The sequence below is a fragment of the Burkholderia sp. GW821-FHT14F03 genome (assembly GCF_058803765.1).
Genome location: NZ_JBXAPG010000040.1, coordinates 24,314 through 40,389, shown reverse-complemented (window position 1 = coordinate 40,389; position 16,076 = coordinate 24,314). Strand labels below are relative to the sequence as shown.

Below are 16,076 nucleotides of genomic sequence, written 5' to 3'. Positions count from 1 at the left end.
TGACCGGTGCAGGTCGCGCCTGCCGCCGGTGGATTGTTCAATTGCCCCATACCGCCCTCATTATTTCTTGCTCGTCCGTTATTGCGGATTCGGACGTCCCAGTTTGAAACCGGGTTTATGGTATTCGACGTGACCGAGATCCATCAATTTCCATCGGCCGCCCCAGGTCAGGCCCACCTGTTCGGCGACCTGACCATATAACTGATAGCCTCGCATGGCCCAGGGATCTTTTTCCGAGATGACCAGCTTGCCGTCGCGCAAAAACGCGTTGTCGGCCGCCAGTCCGTATTGATGGTAACTCTGGAACGCTGCCGCATTGGTGACGCCGCCCATTTGCGCGAGCCGATTTTGCCGTTCGGGGCTGCGATAACCTTCGAGCAGCGCCATTTCATAGCCGTATTGTTCGTGCATTATTTTATAGACGAGCAGCAGACGGGTTCTGAAATCGGCATCCAGCAGGTTCCAGTCGCGGCTCGCGTCTTTCAACGCGGGCCTGACTTGTTCGACTTCGCGCGTGGCGAACACTTCGGGCGGCAACGGCAGCGGCGGCACCAGCTGCTCGCCTTTCAGCAGCGCCGCGATTTTCTCGTCGGGCACGCGCGCGGTGTCGTCGTACTGGAACATTTGCCGGCCCCGCAACGCGATGGCCACCAATGGAGGCGTCGCAAGAATACCTGCCGAGATCATAATCAGCAAGCGCCGCCGAATCAGTAAATTTTGCAAATTGCTCAATGTCGATTGAGACAATTTTGCCGATCGGCTGATTTGGCTGCGGGTGCGCGTGGCGCGATCGAAGGCGCGCCGGCTTAATTTGCCGTGAAACTGGGCGACCGAATCGAATACCGTCGCCCGTACGGCCGGTAATAGCAACAATGCCGCGGCGAGGACCGCGAGCGCGAAATAGGCAACCAGAACGACGGCAATCAAAGAAATCCCCGGAATATGGAATCGATTGTAATTTGCAATGCTTACTCTTAGAATCAGGCCTGCTCCGAGAAGGCCGGGACATATTATTGCGTCGAATTAAACCAGGATTCAATGAGACACTGAATGAGCGCGCCGGAAGATTCCAATTCGAAAGCTCCGCCGAGCCTGCTTTCGGGCGCCCGTCCTGAAAGCGGCGCGAACCACTCGCGTATTCTCGCGAATCTGGAGGGCCGTGTCTCGCCCTCGACCGACGCCGCCGCCCCCCGTTCGCGCAAAACCCCGCTCGCCTTGCTCGCGCTCCTCGTGGTCGCGATCGGCGGCTGGGGCGTGTGGCGCGTGCAACAGCATGCGGGCAGCGGCGCCGAGATAGCGGCCGGCGCGTCGGCAAGCGTGGTGGCGAAGGCGGCCAGCAGTGTCGCGGCGAGCGCGCCGGCGGTCGCGCAAGCGGCCTCCGCGCCGCAGGCCGCGACGATCGTCAACGACGACAGCATCGCGAGCGACGTGAGGGCGGCTGCGCCGGCGTCCGCTGCGGCGGGCGACCGCTTGTCGCGCGCGCTCGCGAACGGCGCATCCGATGTGTCGCCGTCCGAGACGGCGGCAGTCGCGGGCGCGGCGGCGGCGACGACGGCGGCGGCCGCCGCCAAGGCCGCGCATCCGACGAAGAGCGCGCAGGCCAAGCCCGAGGCGAAGCCGGCGAAGGAAACCAAGGCCGAGCTGGCGGCGCGCAAGCGCCACGAGAAGGCCCAGCAGGCGGAACTCGCGCAGGCGAAGAAGGCGCGTCAGGCCGCCGGCCGGAATGCGAACGGCAAGGACGATCCCGATGCCGATCTGCTGGCCGCGCTGGTCGCGCGGACCAAGCCCGCCGATCCGAAGACGAACGCCGCCGCCAAGGCCAATGCCGCGAAGGTCAGCACGGCCGCCGCCGATACGCCGCTCGCCGCGAAGGTGAAAGACTGTAGCCAACGCGGCTTCTTCGAAGACCAGCTGTGCCGCTGGCGCGTGTGCGACGGGCATTGGGGCAAGGATCCCGCGTGCCCGACGGCGGCGTCGCCGAAGCAACCCTGAGGCTGCGCCGGCCCGGGGGCGGCGACGCGCCCTGCCGCTGTCACGATGAGGCTGGCCTCGCCTCGCTGCGTTCCTCCGCGCGCCCGCCTGCCGGGCGCGCCCTTCACTGCACCGACCACAAGCCCAGATTGCCCAGGCTCGCCGCGAGCCGCAGCCGCGAGGTGCGCCACTTCGAGACCGCGAGCACGCGTTGCTTGCGCGCGTCGGCGAGCGCGGCCTGCGTATCCTGTAGTTCGGTGAAGGTGCCGACGCCGGCCTTGTAGCGGCCCCGGGCGATGTCGAGCGCGCGCTGCGCGTCGGCGAGCAGCGCGTGTGAGTTGTCGAGGTTCGCGGTGTCGGTCTGCACGCTCTGGTAGCTTTTCCACACCTCGAGTGAGACCTGCAGCTCGGTGTTGCGCAGTTCGGCCTCGCGCGCGTCGGCCTGCGCCTGGGCCTGTGCGACTCGATAACCGGATGCGAAGCCTTCGAACAAGGGGATCGTGACCTGCACGCCGATCGTGCTGCCGCGGCTTGCCGTGATCGGGACGGATTGCGGCTGCTGCTGATAGGACGGGTTGTTCTGCGAGAGGCTGCCGACCAGCGAGATGGTGGGGCGGCCCTGCGCGCGCACCACGTCGACGTTCTCGCGTGCCGCCTGCAGCTTCGCGCGCGCGGCGACGAGTTTCGGTTGTCGCGCCTTCGCCTCGTCGAGCAACTGATCGACGCCTTGTGCGAAGGCATCGTGCTCCGCGAGCGGCGGCGCGGGCGCGACGCGCAGCGGCGTGTTCGCGTCGAGCCCCATCGCGACGGCGAGCGCGCCGTCCGCGCCGTGCGCGTCGCCCTCGGCGCTCACGCGATCGAGCAGCGCGCGGCGATAGGCGGTCTGCGCCTGCAGCTGATCGCTCAGCGTGCCTGCGCCGGCATCGTGCTTCGCGCGGGCTTCCGCGAGACTCTCGCCGGCGATCCGTTCGGTCTGGCGCGCCGCGTCGAGCGCGGCCTGCGCGTCGCGCACCGCGTAGTAGGCCTGCGCCGCATTGAAGAACACGGTCTGCAGGGCGTCGTCCTGCGCCGCGTTGGCGGCCTCGAGCAGCTGGCGCGCCTGGCGCAGCCCGGCGCTGCGCTTGCCGAAATCGAACAGCACCCAGCTCAGGTTCAGCATGCCGTACTTGCTCGACGAATTTTGCGAATTGCGGATCGAGCCCAGGCCGATTTTCGAGTAGTCGTAGGTGGTCGACAGTGTGTCGCGCTCGTAGCCGCCGGTCGCATTGATCGTCGGCAGGAACGCGGCCTCGCTGACGCCGACGGCCGCGGCCTGCGCGCGCGCGTTCGCCCAGGCGAGGCGCGCCTGCGGGTTCGCGCAGACGGCCTGGAGGATCGCATCCTCGAGTTCGAGCGGGCGGTCGGCGACCTCGGCGACGCACGAGGCGTTCTTCAGCAGCGGCGCGGCGGGCGTGTCGGACACGAGCCGCTGGGTGCGATAGGCGTCGAGCCATTGCGCATGGGCCGCCGGTGAACCCAGCAGCGCGAGCGCCGCGCAGGCGGCGAGGGTAAGCGGCCGTATCGGTTTCATCGTTCCGTCGCGGCCTGTGGTTCGGTGGGCGCGCTCGCGGCGGCGTTCGATGCAGCGGCACCCGATGCAGCGGCACCGGCAGCGTCTCGGCCCGAGGCACCGTCCGCCTGTCCCGCGCCGAGCGGGGAAGTCGGCTGGTCGAGCGCGATCTTGCCGCCGTTCAGCAGGATCACGCGCGACGCCGACGCGATCGTCTCCGGCCGGTGTGCGACGATCAGGCGCGTCATGTTGAGCGACGCGACCGCCGCGTTCACCTGCTGCTCGCGCTGCACGTCGAGGTGGCTGGTGGCTTCGTCGAGCACCAGGATCCTGGGCCGCTTGTACAACGCGCGCGCGAGCAGCACGCGCTGCTTCTGACCGCCCGACAGCACCGTGCCCATGTCGCCGACCAGCGTGTTGTAGCCCATCGGCATCGCGACGATGTCCGCGTGCACCGCCGCGCGCTGCGCGCACTCGGCGACCCAGCGCGGGTCGGCCTGCGGATCGAAGAAGCTGATGTTGTCGGCGATCGAGCCGGCGAACAGCACGTCGTCCTGCAGCACGGTGCCGACCAGCGTGCGCAGCCGCTCGATGCCGAGCCGCTCCACCTCGACGCCGCCGATCCGCACGCAGCCGCCCGTCGGCGCGAGCAGGCCGAGCAGCACGTTGATCAGCGTGGTCTTGCCGCAGCCGGACGGCCCGACGATCGCGACCGATTCGCCGGGCGAGATCGACAGCGACACGCCGTCGAGCACGAGCGGCTCGCCGTCGGCGTAGCGGAACGCGAGCTGGTCGGTCTCGATGCTCGCGACCAGCTCGTCGGCCTCGCCCGGCACGTTGCGCAGGCTCGCGTCGGGTTCGGACTGCGCGAACACGATGTCGGCGAGCCGCTCGCCCTGCAATTGCAGCATCTTCACCTCGAAGTACTTGTCGATCAGGCTGCCGACGCGGCTGTCGAACTGCATGCGGTACGCGTTGAACGCCATCAGCACGCCGACCGTGAACTGGCCGTCCATCACGAGCCGCGCGCCGAGCCAGATGATCGCGATGCCTTCGAGGCCGAACAGCAGCCCGTTCAGTTGCTGATACAGCAATTGCAGCTTCTGCACATGGAGGCCCGCGTTGACCTGTTCGACGAACAGCGTGAGCCAGCTCGCGCGCCGCTCCTGCTGACGGTTGAACAGCTTGATGGTCTTCACGCCGCGCACGGTTTCGAGGAAGTGGCTCTGCTGCTTCGCGGCGTGGACGATCTGCTCCTCGGTCGCGCGCCGCAGCGGCCGGTACCAGAGCCAGCGCAGCAGCGCGTAGAGCAGCATCGCGCCGAGCGCGACGAGCGCGAGCTTCCAGCTGTAGAGGAACATCATGCCGAGCGTGACGATCGTCATCAGGCCGTCGATCACGGCGCTCAGGAACGAGGTGGTGAGGGTCTGCTGGATCGTGTCGACCGCGCCGAAGCGCGACACGACGTCGCCGAGGTGGCGGCGCTCGAAGTATTGCACCGGCAGGCTCAACAGATGCGTGAAGACATTGGCGCGCCACTGCACGTTGAGCGTCGTGCCGAGATACATGAGCGCCCAGCCGCGGATCGCGTTGGTGGCCTGCTGCATCACCATCAGGAGTGCGAAGCCGAGGCCGAGCACGGTCAGCAGGTCGCGATCGGCGCTGACGATCACCTCGTCGATCACCCATTGCAGGAAGAACGGCGAGGCGAGCGCGAACACTTCGAGCGCGAGCGCCAGCAGTAGAATCTGCCCGAGCGAGCGCGAGAGCCCGGCGACCGGGCCGAGCAGCGCGCGCAGTTTGACGGCGGGCGCGCGCTCGCGCGGCTCGAAGCCGCCGACCGGCCACAGTTCGAGCGCGACGCCGGTGAACGCGCGCGAGACTTCGGCGAGCGTGAGCTTGCGGATGCCCTGGGCCGGATCGTGGATCGTCACGGTCTGGCCGTTCACCGCGCGCAGCACGACGAAGTGATTGAAGTTCCAGTGCAGCACGCAGGGCAGGCGCAATTGCGCGAGGTGATCGAGATCGAGCTTGAGCGCGCGGGTGCCGAGTTCGAGGCGCTGGGCGACCTCGATCACGCGCCCGAGTCCGGCGCCCTTGAGCGAGACCGGAAAGCGGCCGCGCAGCGTGGCGAGATCGACATGATGGCCGTGGAAGCCGGCGACCATCGCGAGGCAGGCGAGGCCGCATTCCGCGGCTTCGGTCTGCAGGATCATCGGCAGCGGGTTGCCGATGCCGAAGGAAAGCCGGTTGAGAAGGGACATGGGCGGGCGCGGGTCAGAGTTTGCCGGTGAGGCTGTAGAGCGGTTCGAGCACCCACTCGTACAGGCGGCGGCGTTCCTGCAGGATGTCGGCCTGCAGGGCCATGCCGGCCTGCAAGGGCTGCGGCTTGCCGTAGGCGGTGACGGACTGCGACCGCAGTGCGACGGTGACGCGGTAGTAGGTGCCGTCGCCGCTCGCGGGGCCGCCGCTCGACGCGAGGTCGGCCGTCGACAGCGCGGTGCGCGCGATCGAGGTGACGGTGGCCGCGTACTGGCCGAATTTCTGGTACGGGTAGGCCTGGTAGCGGATCAGCACGGGCGCGCCGACGTGGATGAAGCCGACCGCGGCGCTCGGCACGAACAGGTAGGCCTGCCAGTGCGAGCTCGCCGGCACGATACTGGCAAGCGGGTGAGCCGTGTCGACCATCTGGCCGGGTTCGGCGATCACGGCGGTGGCGGTGCCGGTCTCGGGTGCGGTGATCACGAGCTCGCGGCGGGCCTCGCTCTCGATCAGGCTCTGGTCGACTTCGCTGACGTTGCGGCCGAGCTGGGCGAGCTGGTTCTGCTGCTTGAGGGCGAGGCCGTCGAGATCGCTGAGCGCCTGGGTGAGCTGCTGCGTCGTGCCGGCCCGATCGCGCTGCAGGCCGTGCAGCTTCGATTGCTGGTCGAGCAGGTCGGCCTCGCGCTGTTGGGCCTGGTCCTTGGAGATGTAGTCCTTGGCGAGCAGGCCGGCGTAGCGCGCGGCCGCATCGGCCGCGAGCGAGGTGCGCGTGCGCTGGGCGGCGAGCTGGTCGTCGATGCCGGCGAGTTCGGCGCGCAGGCTCGTGATCTTGGCCTGCAGGGTATCGCGCTCGTCGCCCTGCAACTGGCGGGTCTTGGCCATTTCCTGCTGGAGCGAGGACTTGCGCTGGCGGGCCTGATCGATGATGGCGGCCTGGGTGTCGCCGGCGGCGGCGCTCTGCAGGTCGGTGGAGATCGCATAGAGCGGCTGGCCGCGCGTGACGGCGCGGCCCTCGGTCACGTACTTGCGCAGCACGATGCCCGGCTGCTGGGTGTAGAGCTTGACGAGCCCGGTGTCGGGCGTGAGCACGCCTTCGACCGTGGTGCGGCGCGTATAGGCGCCGAACGCGAAGAACAGGATCACGACGAGGGCCATGCTGACGGCCGCGAGCGTCAGGAAACGGAGCGAGACGGGGCGGATCAGGACGATCTCGCCGAGCGTGCGGGTGCGCTGCGCGTCTTGCGCGGCTTCGCGGAACAGGGGCGTGGGCGAGGTCACGGACGGGAGCGGTCGAATGGGGCGGCGTGCTTGGCGATGCGCCGCAAAAGCGACCCGGCATGCACGGCCGGAACCGTGCATGCCGGGCGGGCCGGCGACCGCCGCGAAGCGGCCGCCGGTCGTCGCGCGGGAGACGCTGTGCGCGAAAGCTTACTTCTTGATGCCGAACAGGCTGCCGATCAGGCCCAGCAGGGTGTTGCCCGTGGTGACCGCGACCGTCGTCACCGCTTCGCCCGCCTTGTACGCGGCCAGGCCGACGTTGACCAGGCCCTGGGCATATGATTCGATCAGATTGCCCGCCGTATCGAAAATGGTGCCGCCGTCATAGTGACCGCCCGAAACCAGCGCAACTTCCTGTTGGTTGAGTTCTTGCATGGATCTTCTCCAATAAATGCCAGATGGCCCATCTGGCAGGGTACCGATCTGCCGTGCCTTGTTTGCACTGTGCAAATCAATTCTCTTTAATATTTCGCGATCCTATATTTTCAACCGCGCCCTTATCAGGATTCATGCTCGAACATCGATTCAGAGGGGAATTGAAGGATGGGCGGGGCTGTTTTCCAGGTCGTGCTCGAGACGGCGGTTTTGTCCGATGAAAATTAACAAAGCTTGCGTGAGGTGAAAGTGCGGTAGCGTACTCAGCGTTCAGATTGCTAATTCGAGATAAAGCAGGATCTCGAAATAAGCGTCGTCGAGAATGTTCATTTAGCGGTGCGTAATTAAAAGTCGGTGTGATCCATTACGTCGCGAGGCGTGAGGAACGCGGAATGCCGTCGCTTGTGGGAAAGGCCGGCGCGGCGTCGGGCGAGACGGAATGGAGCCGGATACGCGTCCTGACATCGCCGCGACACACGACTGTGGCATTGGCTACGGATCCGAAATGCTGAGCAGGCGAACACCGCAATGAAACCCGAGTTGATCGTGCAAACCTATGGCGCCGACCTGTCCGGCATGGTGTGCGGCTTCCTGTTCGCGCCCGACGCCGCGGGCGAGCCGGTCGACGCCGGGCAGGTGGTCGAGTGGCTCGCGCGGCAGCCCGACGCGCCGGCGCGCGACGACGGCCGGCGCCCGTTCCTGTGGCTGCACTTCAATCTCGCGCATGGGGCGAGCGAGCGCTGGATGCGCGCGCACCTCGATTTGCCGGAGACGTTCTTCGAATTCCTGCGCGAAGGCTCGCATTCCACCCGGATCGAGCAGCAGGACGGCGCGCTGCGAGCCGTGGTCAACGACGTGATGTTCAATTTCGATCCGACGCCGGCCGAGATCTCGACGCTCTGGGCGTATGCGCACCGGCACCTGCTGGTCAGCGCGCGCCTGAAGCCGCTGCGCTCCGTCGACACGCTGCGCGCCTGCGTGCGGCAAGGCGAGCGCTTCCGCTCGCCCGCCGGGCTGCTGATCCATCTGCTGCGCGATCAGGCGGACCTGATGGTGGAGATCGTGCGGCGCACGAGCGTCGAGATCGACCAGATCGAGGATCGCTTCCTGTCGCAGCGGCCGACCGCGAACCGGATGGAGCTGGGCACGATGCGCCGCACGCTGACGCGCCTGCAACGCATGCTCGCGCCGGAGCCGGGCGCGATCTTCCGGCTGCTCGCGAAGCCGCCGGCGTGGCTCCTGCCCGACGACGTGCAGGCGCTGCGCGAATCGACCGAGGAATTTTCGCGCGTGCTGGCCGATCTCGCGGGGCTGGTCGAGCGGATCAAGCTGCTGCAGGAAGAGATCAGCGCGCGGCTCGCGGAGCAGAACAACCGCACGCTGTTCACGCTGACGCTCGTGACCGTGATCGCGCTGCCGATCAACATCGTCGCCGGTTTCTTCGGCATGAACGTGGGCGGCGTGCCGTTCTCGGAGAACAAGCACGGCTTTTGGATGATGGTGCTGCTGGTGGCGGGCTTCACCGCGCTGGCCGCGTGGTGGGCGTTCCGCCGCAACCGGGGCGGCGACCGCTGACTAGCGCAGCAGCGCGATCGCGCGCTCGCCGAGCACCATGCCGAGCAGGCCGACCAGCGCGACGAGCGGCGGCGCGGGCGAACGCACGTGCAGCAGCGCGTACAGCACGCCGACGCCGAGTCCGACGACGAGCGAAACCAGGTAATCGGTCATGGCCATCTCCTTCGTTGCGAGGCTCAGGGTTTGAGCAGGACACGTTCGCGCGCGCCCGCGAGCACCGCGCGGTATGCATCGTGCGCGCGTTCGAGCGGATACGTGTGATCGGCCGTGATCGGGAAGGCGCGCAGCGTGCCGCCCTCGAAGCCGGGCGCGAGCGCATCGAGGATCCGCGCGCTCGCGGCGCCGTCGAGCGCGAGCGAATCGACGCCGACGTAGGTGTGCTGGCCGCGATAGAACGCGAAGATGTCGAACGGCACGCTGCGTTCGAGCGTCGAGATGAAGATCTGGCGCGCGCCGATCGCCATCGCCGCGTTCGCCGCCGCGAAGTAGGGACTGCCGACGGTGTTGTAGACGAGATCCGCGCCGCGGCCGCCCGTGGCGTCGCGCACCGCGGCGGCGACGTCGCCCGCCGAGGCGTCGATCACGGGCACCGGCCCCGTCGCGTGGCCGCGATACGCGCCCGGACCGCGCTCGACGCCGATCACGGTCGCGCCGCGCGCGCTCGCCAGCTGGATCGCCGCCTGGCCGACCTTGCCGTTCGCGCCGAACACGAGCACCACCTCGCCCTCGGCCGGCAACCCGGCGCGGCGCAGGCCTTCGTAGGCGGTGATGAACGGCACGCCGACGCCGGCCGCCTCGTCGAGCGTCAGGCGCGCGGGCTTGCGGCGCACCTTGGCGGCGTCGAGCGCGAGCAGCGCGGCGTGCGAGCCGTCGCGGCGGATCCCCAGCTCGCCGCCCGAGCCCCACACCGGCGCGCCGATCCAGTCGGCGGGGCCCACGCGCACGATGCCGGACCAGTCGCGGCCCGGCGTGCGCGGCCAGATCGCGTGCGGCATGTGGCCGAGCGCGGCCTTCACGTCGCTCGGGTTCACGCCGGCCGCGTGGATTTCGATGAGCAGGTCGCCCGCGGCCGGGGTGGGCGCGTCGACCTCCCGGACGGCGGCGTCGAGCGCGTCGATGTCGGGGGCGGCGGTGTCAAGGCGGATGCTGCGCATGGCGGGCTCCTGGTGGAAGGCCGCCTTGGGCGGCCGGAGAAAAGGGATGAGGGCAGTGTAGGCAGGCGCGGTTGACGCGGAAAGATGCAAAGGCGCATGATGGTTTTGCATTCAACGCAAAGCCATCATGGACGATCTCCTGTCTCCCCATCTCTCGGTCTTCGTCGACGTGGTCGACCAGCAAGGCTTCTCGGCGGTGGCGCGGCGGCTTGGCGTGGCCGCGTCGTCGGTCACGCGCCGCATCGATCACCTGGAGGCGCAGCTCGGGCTGCCGCTCCTGCACCGGACCACGCACGCGGTGAAGCCGACCGAGGCCGGCCAGTTGCTGTACGAGCGGGCCAAGGGCCTGCTCGCGGAGATCCGCGGCCTGCAGGAGGACCTGCACAGCCGGCACAGCGAGCCGGGCGGGCTCTTGCGCGTCGATTGTCCGGCGCCGTTCGGCCGGCTCCACCTGATGCCGGCCGTCGCGGCGTTCATGCGGCGTCATCCGGCGCTCGACGTGGAGCTGCTGCTGACGGACAGCATGGTCGATCCGCACGGCGAGCGGCTCGGCGCCGAGGTCGATCTCGCGCTGCGGATCGGCCCGCTGGAGGACACGCGGCTGGTCGCGACGGTGCTCGCGCCGCAGCGGCGGGTGCTGTGCGCGAGCCCCGCCTATCTCGAGCGGTGCGGCGCACCCGCGTCGCTCGACGCGCTGGCGGAGCACGACTGCCTCGCCTGGGTCGGCGCGCCGCCGCCGGGCGCGTGGCGGTTCGGCGAGCGCCGGCTGCCGCCGGCGCGGCCGAGGTTCCGCAGCAATCATTCGGAGGCCTTGCTGGCGGCGGCGCTCGACGGGCTCGGCATCGCGCATCTGCCGACCTGGCTCGCGGGCGACGCGCTGCGCGCGGGAACCTTGCAGCGGGTGCTGCCGGCGCTCGGCGCGATCGAGGAGCGCGCGACGATCCACCTGCTGCGCCAGCAGGCGCGCGGCAGCGCGCGCACGCTGCGGCTCATCGAGTTCCTCAAGGCGTGGTTCGCGCCGCCGCCGTGGGAGCGCGAAGCGGGCTGAGCGCGGCGCGCGGGCGAAAAAAAACGGACCTCGCTGACGAGGTCCGTTGGTTGGGGCGGGCGGCCGGCCGCGCGGGGCGGCCGGTGTCGCGCGCGCCGTGCGACGGCCCGCGCGATCCGCCGCGCGCTTACTGCGTGTGCACCTGCCGCGGCACGAACTTGCCCTGGTAGCGCAGCGTCGGATAGTCGCGTTCGCGTTCGTCCGTCGTGGCCGGCGCGAGCAGCGTGCTGCCGGACGGCACCTGACGCAGCGACATCGCAGCCGGCGAGTTGATCGTGCCGATGCTGCTCGAACGCGAGGCCGGTGCGAGGTTCGAGCCGACCAGCAGCGCGGCTTCGCTCTTCAGGCTTTGCAGCAGCACTGGATCGGTCGTGCGGCCGAGCTGCGGCAGCAGCGCGCTCCACGCGGCGTCGCTGTAGTTCGTCACGTAGTAGTCGTGGCCCGACGGGTTCGCGAGCACCGCCGAGCAGCCGTCGAGACGGATCTGCGTCTGGGTGTCCTTGAGCGCGAGCGTCTTGCGGTTGACGAGGCCGTCGCCGTACGCGAGCGTGACCGGCACCGTCCACTGCGTGCCCGGATACTTGTTGGTATTCGGGTACGGCGCCTGCTTCAGCGTGACGATGGTCTGGTTCTTCGTCAGGTCGCACTGCGTGTCGAGGCTCAGGAGCGGCACGCCGGTCTGGCGCACGTAGCTGTCGCCGATCGGCCCGACCTGCTGGCCGCTCGCCTTCGACAGCGCATCCCACAGCCGCTTCGGCGTGCCGTTGCCGAACGAGTAATCGGTCAGGTACTGCTGCAGACCCTTGCGCAGCGTTTCCTCGCCGAGATAGCCCTCGAGCATCTTCAGCACGTGGCCGCCCTTGTTGTAGACGAACGAGCCGCCGCCGAGCACGAATTCGTTCGAGCCCCACGCGTTGAAGTTCGGCGCGACCGGGAACGCGTTCGGCCCGATGTCGCGATTGATCACGCGATAGCGGTCCTTCACGTCATCGATCCAGTTGAACTGATCCGGGAAGAACTGGATCGTCGTCTTGGTTTCGAAGAAGGTCGCGAACGATTCGTTGAGCCACACGTTGTCCCACCAGTCGGCCGTCACGAGATCGCCGAACCACTGGTGCGCGACTTCGTGCGTGAGCACCTGGTCGCCGTAGCGCGACATCGGCTTGCCCGGCTCGGGCAGGATGTCGTCCGCGAACTCGAGAATCGAGCCCCAGTTCTCCATGCCGCCGAAGTTCAGGTTCTTCTGCGCCTTGAACGCATCGTTCGCGGCGACCGTGTCGAACTTGGTGAGCGGCAGCGGAATGCCCGTATAGCGGTAGTAGAAGTCGAGCGCCTGCTTGGTGCGCTGCATCGCGGGCTTCGCCCAGTCCCGCATGCCGGGCGGCGTGAACACGCGCAGGTGCAAGCCGCGGCCGTCGGGCAGCGGGCTCGTGAAGTCGTCCTCGAGCACGTCGAACTGGCCGCCGCCGAAGAACACCAGATAGGACGGCATCGGCGGCGTCTTCTCGAACGACACCAGCTTGTAGCCGCCGCCGACGTTCGCCGCCGGCTTCTCGGCCGCGTTCGACACCACGCGCCACGCCTGCGGCACCTCGGCCGTCACCTCGTAGGTCGGGCGGAACGCCGGCTCGTCCCAGCCGGGGAACCACTGGCGCGACAGGTCGGTTTCGCCCTGCGTGAGGATCGCGCCGCTGGTCTTGCCGTCGGTGCCTTTCAGGTCGACGCGGAAGATCCCTTCGGCGGCGGAGCAGCCGGGATACGGATCGTTGTCGCAGCTGCCGACGGTGCCCTTGGTCGGGTCGCCCTTCGACATGAAGTTGATGATGCCCTGCCATTCCATGTGCAGCGAATAGTTGCCCGGGGCGATCGAGCCGCTCGCGGGGCGCAGCTGGTAATAGTCGCCCTTGCTCTGTGGCGTGGCGATCAGCGGCACGTTGCCGGGCTGCAGCGTGATCCGGCCGTTGGTGAACTGGATCCGGTGCGCGGCGACGACGATCGCATTGACCGGCTTGAGCACCTTGATCTCGACGTCCGCGCGCCCGTTGAACTGGTTCAGGTCGTCGTTCGGGCGGAACCACAGCCGGTAGTTGACCGGCACCACCGTGTCGGGCAGCTCGACCGGCTTCGCGCTTTTGTCGACCGGGGTGGCCGCCGGCGTGCTGGCGGCGGGGGTGGCCACGGTCGGCGCGTGCGCCGCGCCGAGCGACGTGGCCGAGCCGCCGATGCCGCCGTCGTCGCCGCCGCAGGCTGCGAGCGCGAGCACGCCCAGCAGCGACAGGTAGCGAATCCTATGCGTATTGATCCACATGCTGAAACCTCGAATGGAAGAAAGACCAGACAATCATGTTTTGCAATCGACCGGCAATAGTTCGCCCTCGCCGTTAATCGACGGCGAATGACGGTATTCCGGTGATATTCGAAAGGCGTGGTAATTGACTAGATGAAGATAATCATGGAGTGGTGCCCCCTTTTGATTCTGGATTGTCGATCAAACTGCCGGCGCGGCCGAATCGGACGTCAGCTCGCGCACGGCGGCGACGCGCCGCCGCGGCGCGCTTCACCAAGGCCGGGAGCCATATGGGCCGGCGACTTCCGCCGTCTGGCATAGCTTCGGCGCGCGCTTGAACGCACCCGCCCGCCAGAGCGGCGGAGGCGTGATTGTCAAGCACTTTTAAGGTATGTCAGGCGAATCGAAAGATGTGGGTCAATATACTTGATGATTTTCTGCAAAGGAAACGAAATTTTTCTAAAAATGCATATTACGTTTCTTTCAATGAATATGAATTGAGTGAGTTAATGGACAATATTTTCGGGTGATTGAATTTTCGTAGTGCGGCGCGCGCGGCCGGCGGCGCGCCGCGCGGAAACTACGAGATCCACCGGCCGGGTTCGTCGGACCAGGGCGCGCGCGACGGGGAGTCCGAACGAGGCGACGGGGCGGGCTCGGTACAATGGCCGGTCCGGGTGTTCCAAAGCGAGGTCGTCGTCATGTTCCGTTCGTTCCGTGCCGTTCCACGTGGGTGGCTGCTTGCGCTTGCCATGTTGCTGATGCTGGGCGGCTGCGCGGCGCTGTCCGGTCGCGACCCGGTGCGCGCGAACGTGGTGGGCCTCGAACCGCTGGCCGGCCAGGGGCTGGAGGCGCGTTTCAACGTGATGCTGCGGCTGCAGAATCCCAACGACAGCGCGCTCGACTACGACGGCGTCTCGCTCGATCTCGAGGTGAACGGCAAGGCGTTCGCGACCGGCGTCAGCGATGCGCGCGGCACGGTCCCGCGCTTCGGCGAGGCGGTGATCGCGGTGCCCGTCACGGTGTCCGCGTTCGCTGTCGCGCGGCAGGCGTTCGGCCTCGCCGACGTGGCCGGCGCGGGCAAGCTGCCCTATGTGATGCGCGGCCGGCTCGGCGGCGGTCCGTTCGGCGGCGCGCGTTTTCACGACGCGGGCGAGCTGAGCCTGCCGGCGTCGCCGCTGTTCGGCACCGCTCCCGCGCCGTATTGAGTTGGCGTGCCGCGCGGCCGGTCGCGCGGTTTTGCGGCCGCGGCCCAAAGCGCGCTACTGTGTGGTCCGTGCGATGCACGGCATCGCCTGTGATTCAACCGTTTTCGAGTACGTGTGACTGATTCCACTCTTTTCCATTGGACCGACGCTCAGGGCGCGGACTGTGTCGCGCGCTGGCGCTCCGAAGCGGGCGCGAGCCCGCCGCGGCGCGCGGTGCCGGCCGACGACCGCACCACGGCCGACGTCGCCTATCGCCTCGCGAGCGAGGGCACGGCGCTCGTCTGGCAGGGCGACTTCCAGAATGCGCGGCAACTGCTGCAGGCGCTCGCGCGCCGCCTCGACCGCAAGCCGCGCAAGGCGGCCGCGACGCCCGCCGACGCCTTCAATCTCCATCGGCTCGCGCAGTCGCAGCGCGCGCGCACGCTCGGCATGCTGCTGATCCCGCTCGAGGCGGACTACGGGATCGCGCTGCGGCGCGCGCCCGATTGGCGCGACGCGTGCGAGGAAGCCTACGGGCCGGGCGGCGGCGAGCGCTCGATCGTGTCGCTGCGCGAATTGCTCGGGCTCAACGGCGCGCACGAATGGCGCAAGAAAGGGGTTGAGATCGACGCGCTCGGCGCGCGCATCCATCCGCACTACGGCGTGTTCTCGCCGGTGCGCGGCGAGTACGTGACGCTGGTCGCGCGCGCGCCGCTGCCGTCGAGCGCGCTCGCATTCGACATCGGCACCGGCACCGGCGTGCTGGCGGCGGTGCTGGCGGCGCGCGGCGTGCGCCGCGTGGTGGCGACCGACCAGGATCCGCGCGCGCTGGCCTGCGCGCGCGACAACCTCGCGCGGCTCGGCTATGCCGGGCAGGTCGAGGTAGGCGAGGCGGACCTGTTTCCGGCCGGGCGCGCGCCGCTCGTGGTCTGCAATCCGCCCTGGGTGCCCGCGCGGCCCAGCTCGGCGATCGAGTATGCGGTCTACGATCCGGACAGCCGGATGCTCAGGGGCTTTCTCGCGGGGCTCGCCGCGCACCTGGAGCCGGGCGGCGAAGGCTGGCTGATCCTGTCCGATTTCGCGGAACATCTCGGCCTGCGCACGCGCGAGGCGCTGCTCGGCTGGATCGAGGCGGCGGGCCTGACGGTAATCGGTCGCGACGAGATCCGGCCGCACCATCCGAAGGCGGCCGATCCCGCCGATCCGCTGCATAGCGCGCGCGCGGCGGAGCGCACGTCGCTGTGGCGGCTCGCCGCGCGGGCGTGACGCGCCGCGCTTTTCGGTAAACTGAGGTTTTCTCCGCCTGCCTGTCCGCCGCGCGCCCGATCGATCGGGGGCGCGGCGGCTGGTTTCCGCACGACGTCGAACAAAAACTCCGAAATCCGTGTGA

General features: G+C 68.4%; 12 protein-coding genes and 1 pseudogene. 5 read left to right on the top strand and 8 right to left on the bottom strand.

Annotated features, from left to right (window positions below):
• Nucleotides 1-78 precede the first annotated feature (78 nt).
• Complete coding sequence (locus AC1RQF_RS24590) at nt 79-927, bottom strand: M15 family metallopeptidase (RefSeq protein ID WP_274000916.1); 849 nt, start codon at nt 925-927, stop codon at nt 79-81.
• Nucleotides 928-1,050: 123 nt separating this feature from the next.
• On the opposite strand from AC1RQF_RS24590, the gene AC1RQF_RS24585 reads away from it, so the two are divergent.
• Nucleotides 1,051-1,992, top strand: coding sequence for a phage tail protein (locus AC1RQF_RS24585; protein WP_492873154.1), 942 nt, complete (start codon nt 1,051-1,053; stop codon nt 1,990-1,992).
• Between the two features lie 103 nt (nt 1,993-2,095).
• On the opposite strand, the gene AC1RQF_RS24580 is transcribed toward AC1RQF_RS24585, so the two are convergent.
• The 4 genes from AC1RQF_RS24580 to AC1RQF_RS24565 form a co-directional block, all read right to left on the bottom strand.
• Nucleotides 2,096-3,541, bottom strand: coding sequence for a TolC family protein (locus AC1RQF_RS24580; protein WP_274000919.1), 1,446 nt, complete (start codon nt 3,539-3,541; stop codon nt 2,096-2,098).
• A complete protein-coding gene (locus AC1RQF_RS24575; RefSeq protein ID WP_492873153.1) occupies nt 3,538-5,784 on the bottom strand; it encodes a peptidase domain-containing ABC transporter in 2,247 nt (748 codons plus the stop codon). Before AC1RQF_RS24575 ends, AC1RQF_RS24580 begins: the two co-directional genes overlap by 4 nt.
• A 13-nt stretch (nt 5,785-5,797) precedes the next feature.
• Nucleotides 5,798-7,060, bottom strand: coding sequence for an HlyD family secretion protein (locus AC1RQF_RS24570; RefSeq protein ID WP_274000921.1), 1,263 nt, complete (start codon nt 7,058-7,060; stop codon nt 5,798-5,800).
• Nucleotides 7,061-7,210: 150 nt separating this feature from the next.
• Nucleotides 7,211-7,435 (bottom strand): hypothetical protein, encoded by a 225-nt coding sequence (locus tag AC1RQF_RS24565; RefSeq protein WP_274000922.1) that lies wholly within the window; start codon nt 7,433-7,435, stop codon nt 7,211-7,213.
• A gap of 528 nt (nt 7,436-7,963) precedes the next feature.
• On the opposite strand from AC1RQF_RS24565, the gene AC1RQF_RS24560 reads away from it, so the two are divergent.
• Nucleotides 7,964-9,010 carry a transporter gene (locus AC1RQF_RS24560; protein ID WP_274000923.1) on the top strand — a complete coding sequence of 349 codons (1,047 nt, stop codon included), beginning with the start codon at nt 7,964-7,966 and terminating at the stop codon, nt 9,008-9,010.
• 3 nt (nt 9,011-9,013) lie between these two features.
• On the opposite strand, the pseudogene AC1RQF_RS24555 reads toward AC1RQF_RS24560, so the two are convergent.
• Nucleotides 9,014-9,163, bottom strand: a pseudogene (locus AC1RQF_RS24555) (DUF1427 family protein); the annotation flags it as partial.
• 23 nt (nt 9,164-9,186) lie between these two features.
• On the bottom strand, nt 9,187-10,164 hold the full coding sequence (locus AC1RQF_RS24550; RefSeq protein ID WP_274000924.1) for a quinone oxidoreductase family protein: 978 nt from the start codon (nt 10,162-10,164) through the stop codon (nt 9,187-9,189).
• Nucleotides 10,165-10,291: 127 nt separating this feature from the next.
• Between AC1RQF_RS24550 and AC1RQF_RS24545 the strand changes: the two genes are divergently transcribed.
• The gene (locus AC1RQF_RS24545; protein ID WP_274000926.1) at nt 10,292-11,212 is read left to right on the top strand and encodes a LysR family transcriptional regulator; all 921 of its coding nucleotides are present in this window, start codon (nt 10,292-10,294) and stop codon (nt 11,210-11,212) included.
• A 127-nt stretch (nt 11,213-11,339) separates the two neighbouring features.
• Here AC1RQF_RS24545 and AC1RQF_RS24540 read toward each other — a convergent pair whose 3' ends face one another.
• Entirely contained in the window at nt 11,340-13,520 is a 2,181-nt protein-coding gene (locus AC1RQF_RS24540; RefSeq protein WP_274000928.1) for a M1 family metallopeptidase, read from the bottom strand.
• Between the two features lie 680 nt (nt 13,521-14,200).
• Between AC1RQF_RS24540 and AC1RQF_RS24535 the strand changes: the two genes are divergently transcribed.
• Both AC1RQF_RS24535 and AC1RQF_RS24530 read left to right on the top strand, forming a co-directional pair.
• Nucleotides 14,201-14,707, top strand: a complete 507-nt coding sequence (locus AC1RQF_RS24535) for an LEA/WHy family protein (RefSeq protein WP_274004431.1) — start codon at nt 14,201-14,203, stop codon at nt 14,705-14,707.
• 114 nt (nt 14,708-14,821) lie between these two features.
• On the top strand, nt 14,822-15,952 hold the full coding sequence (locus tag AC1RQF_RS24530) for a class I SAM-dependent methyltransferase (protein ID WP_274000929.1): 1,131 nt from the start codon (nt 14,822-14,824) through the stop codon (nt 15,950-15,952).
• Nucleotides 15,953-16,076: the final 124 nt, after the last annotated feature.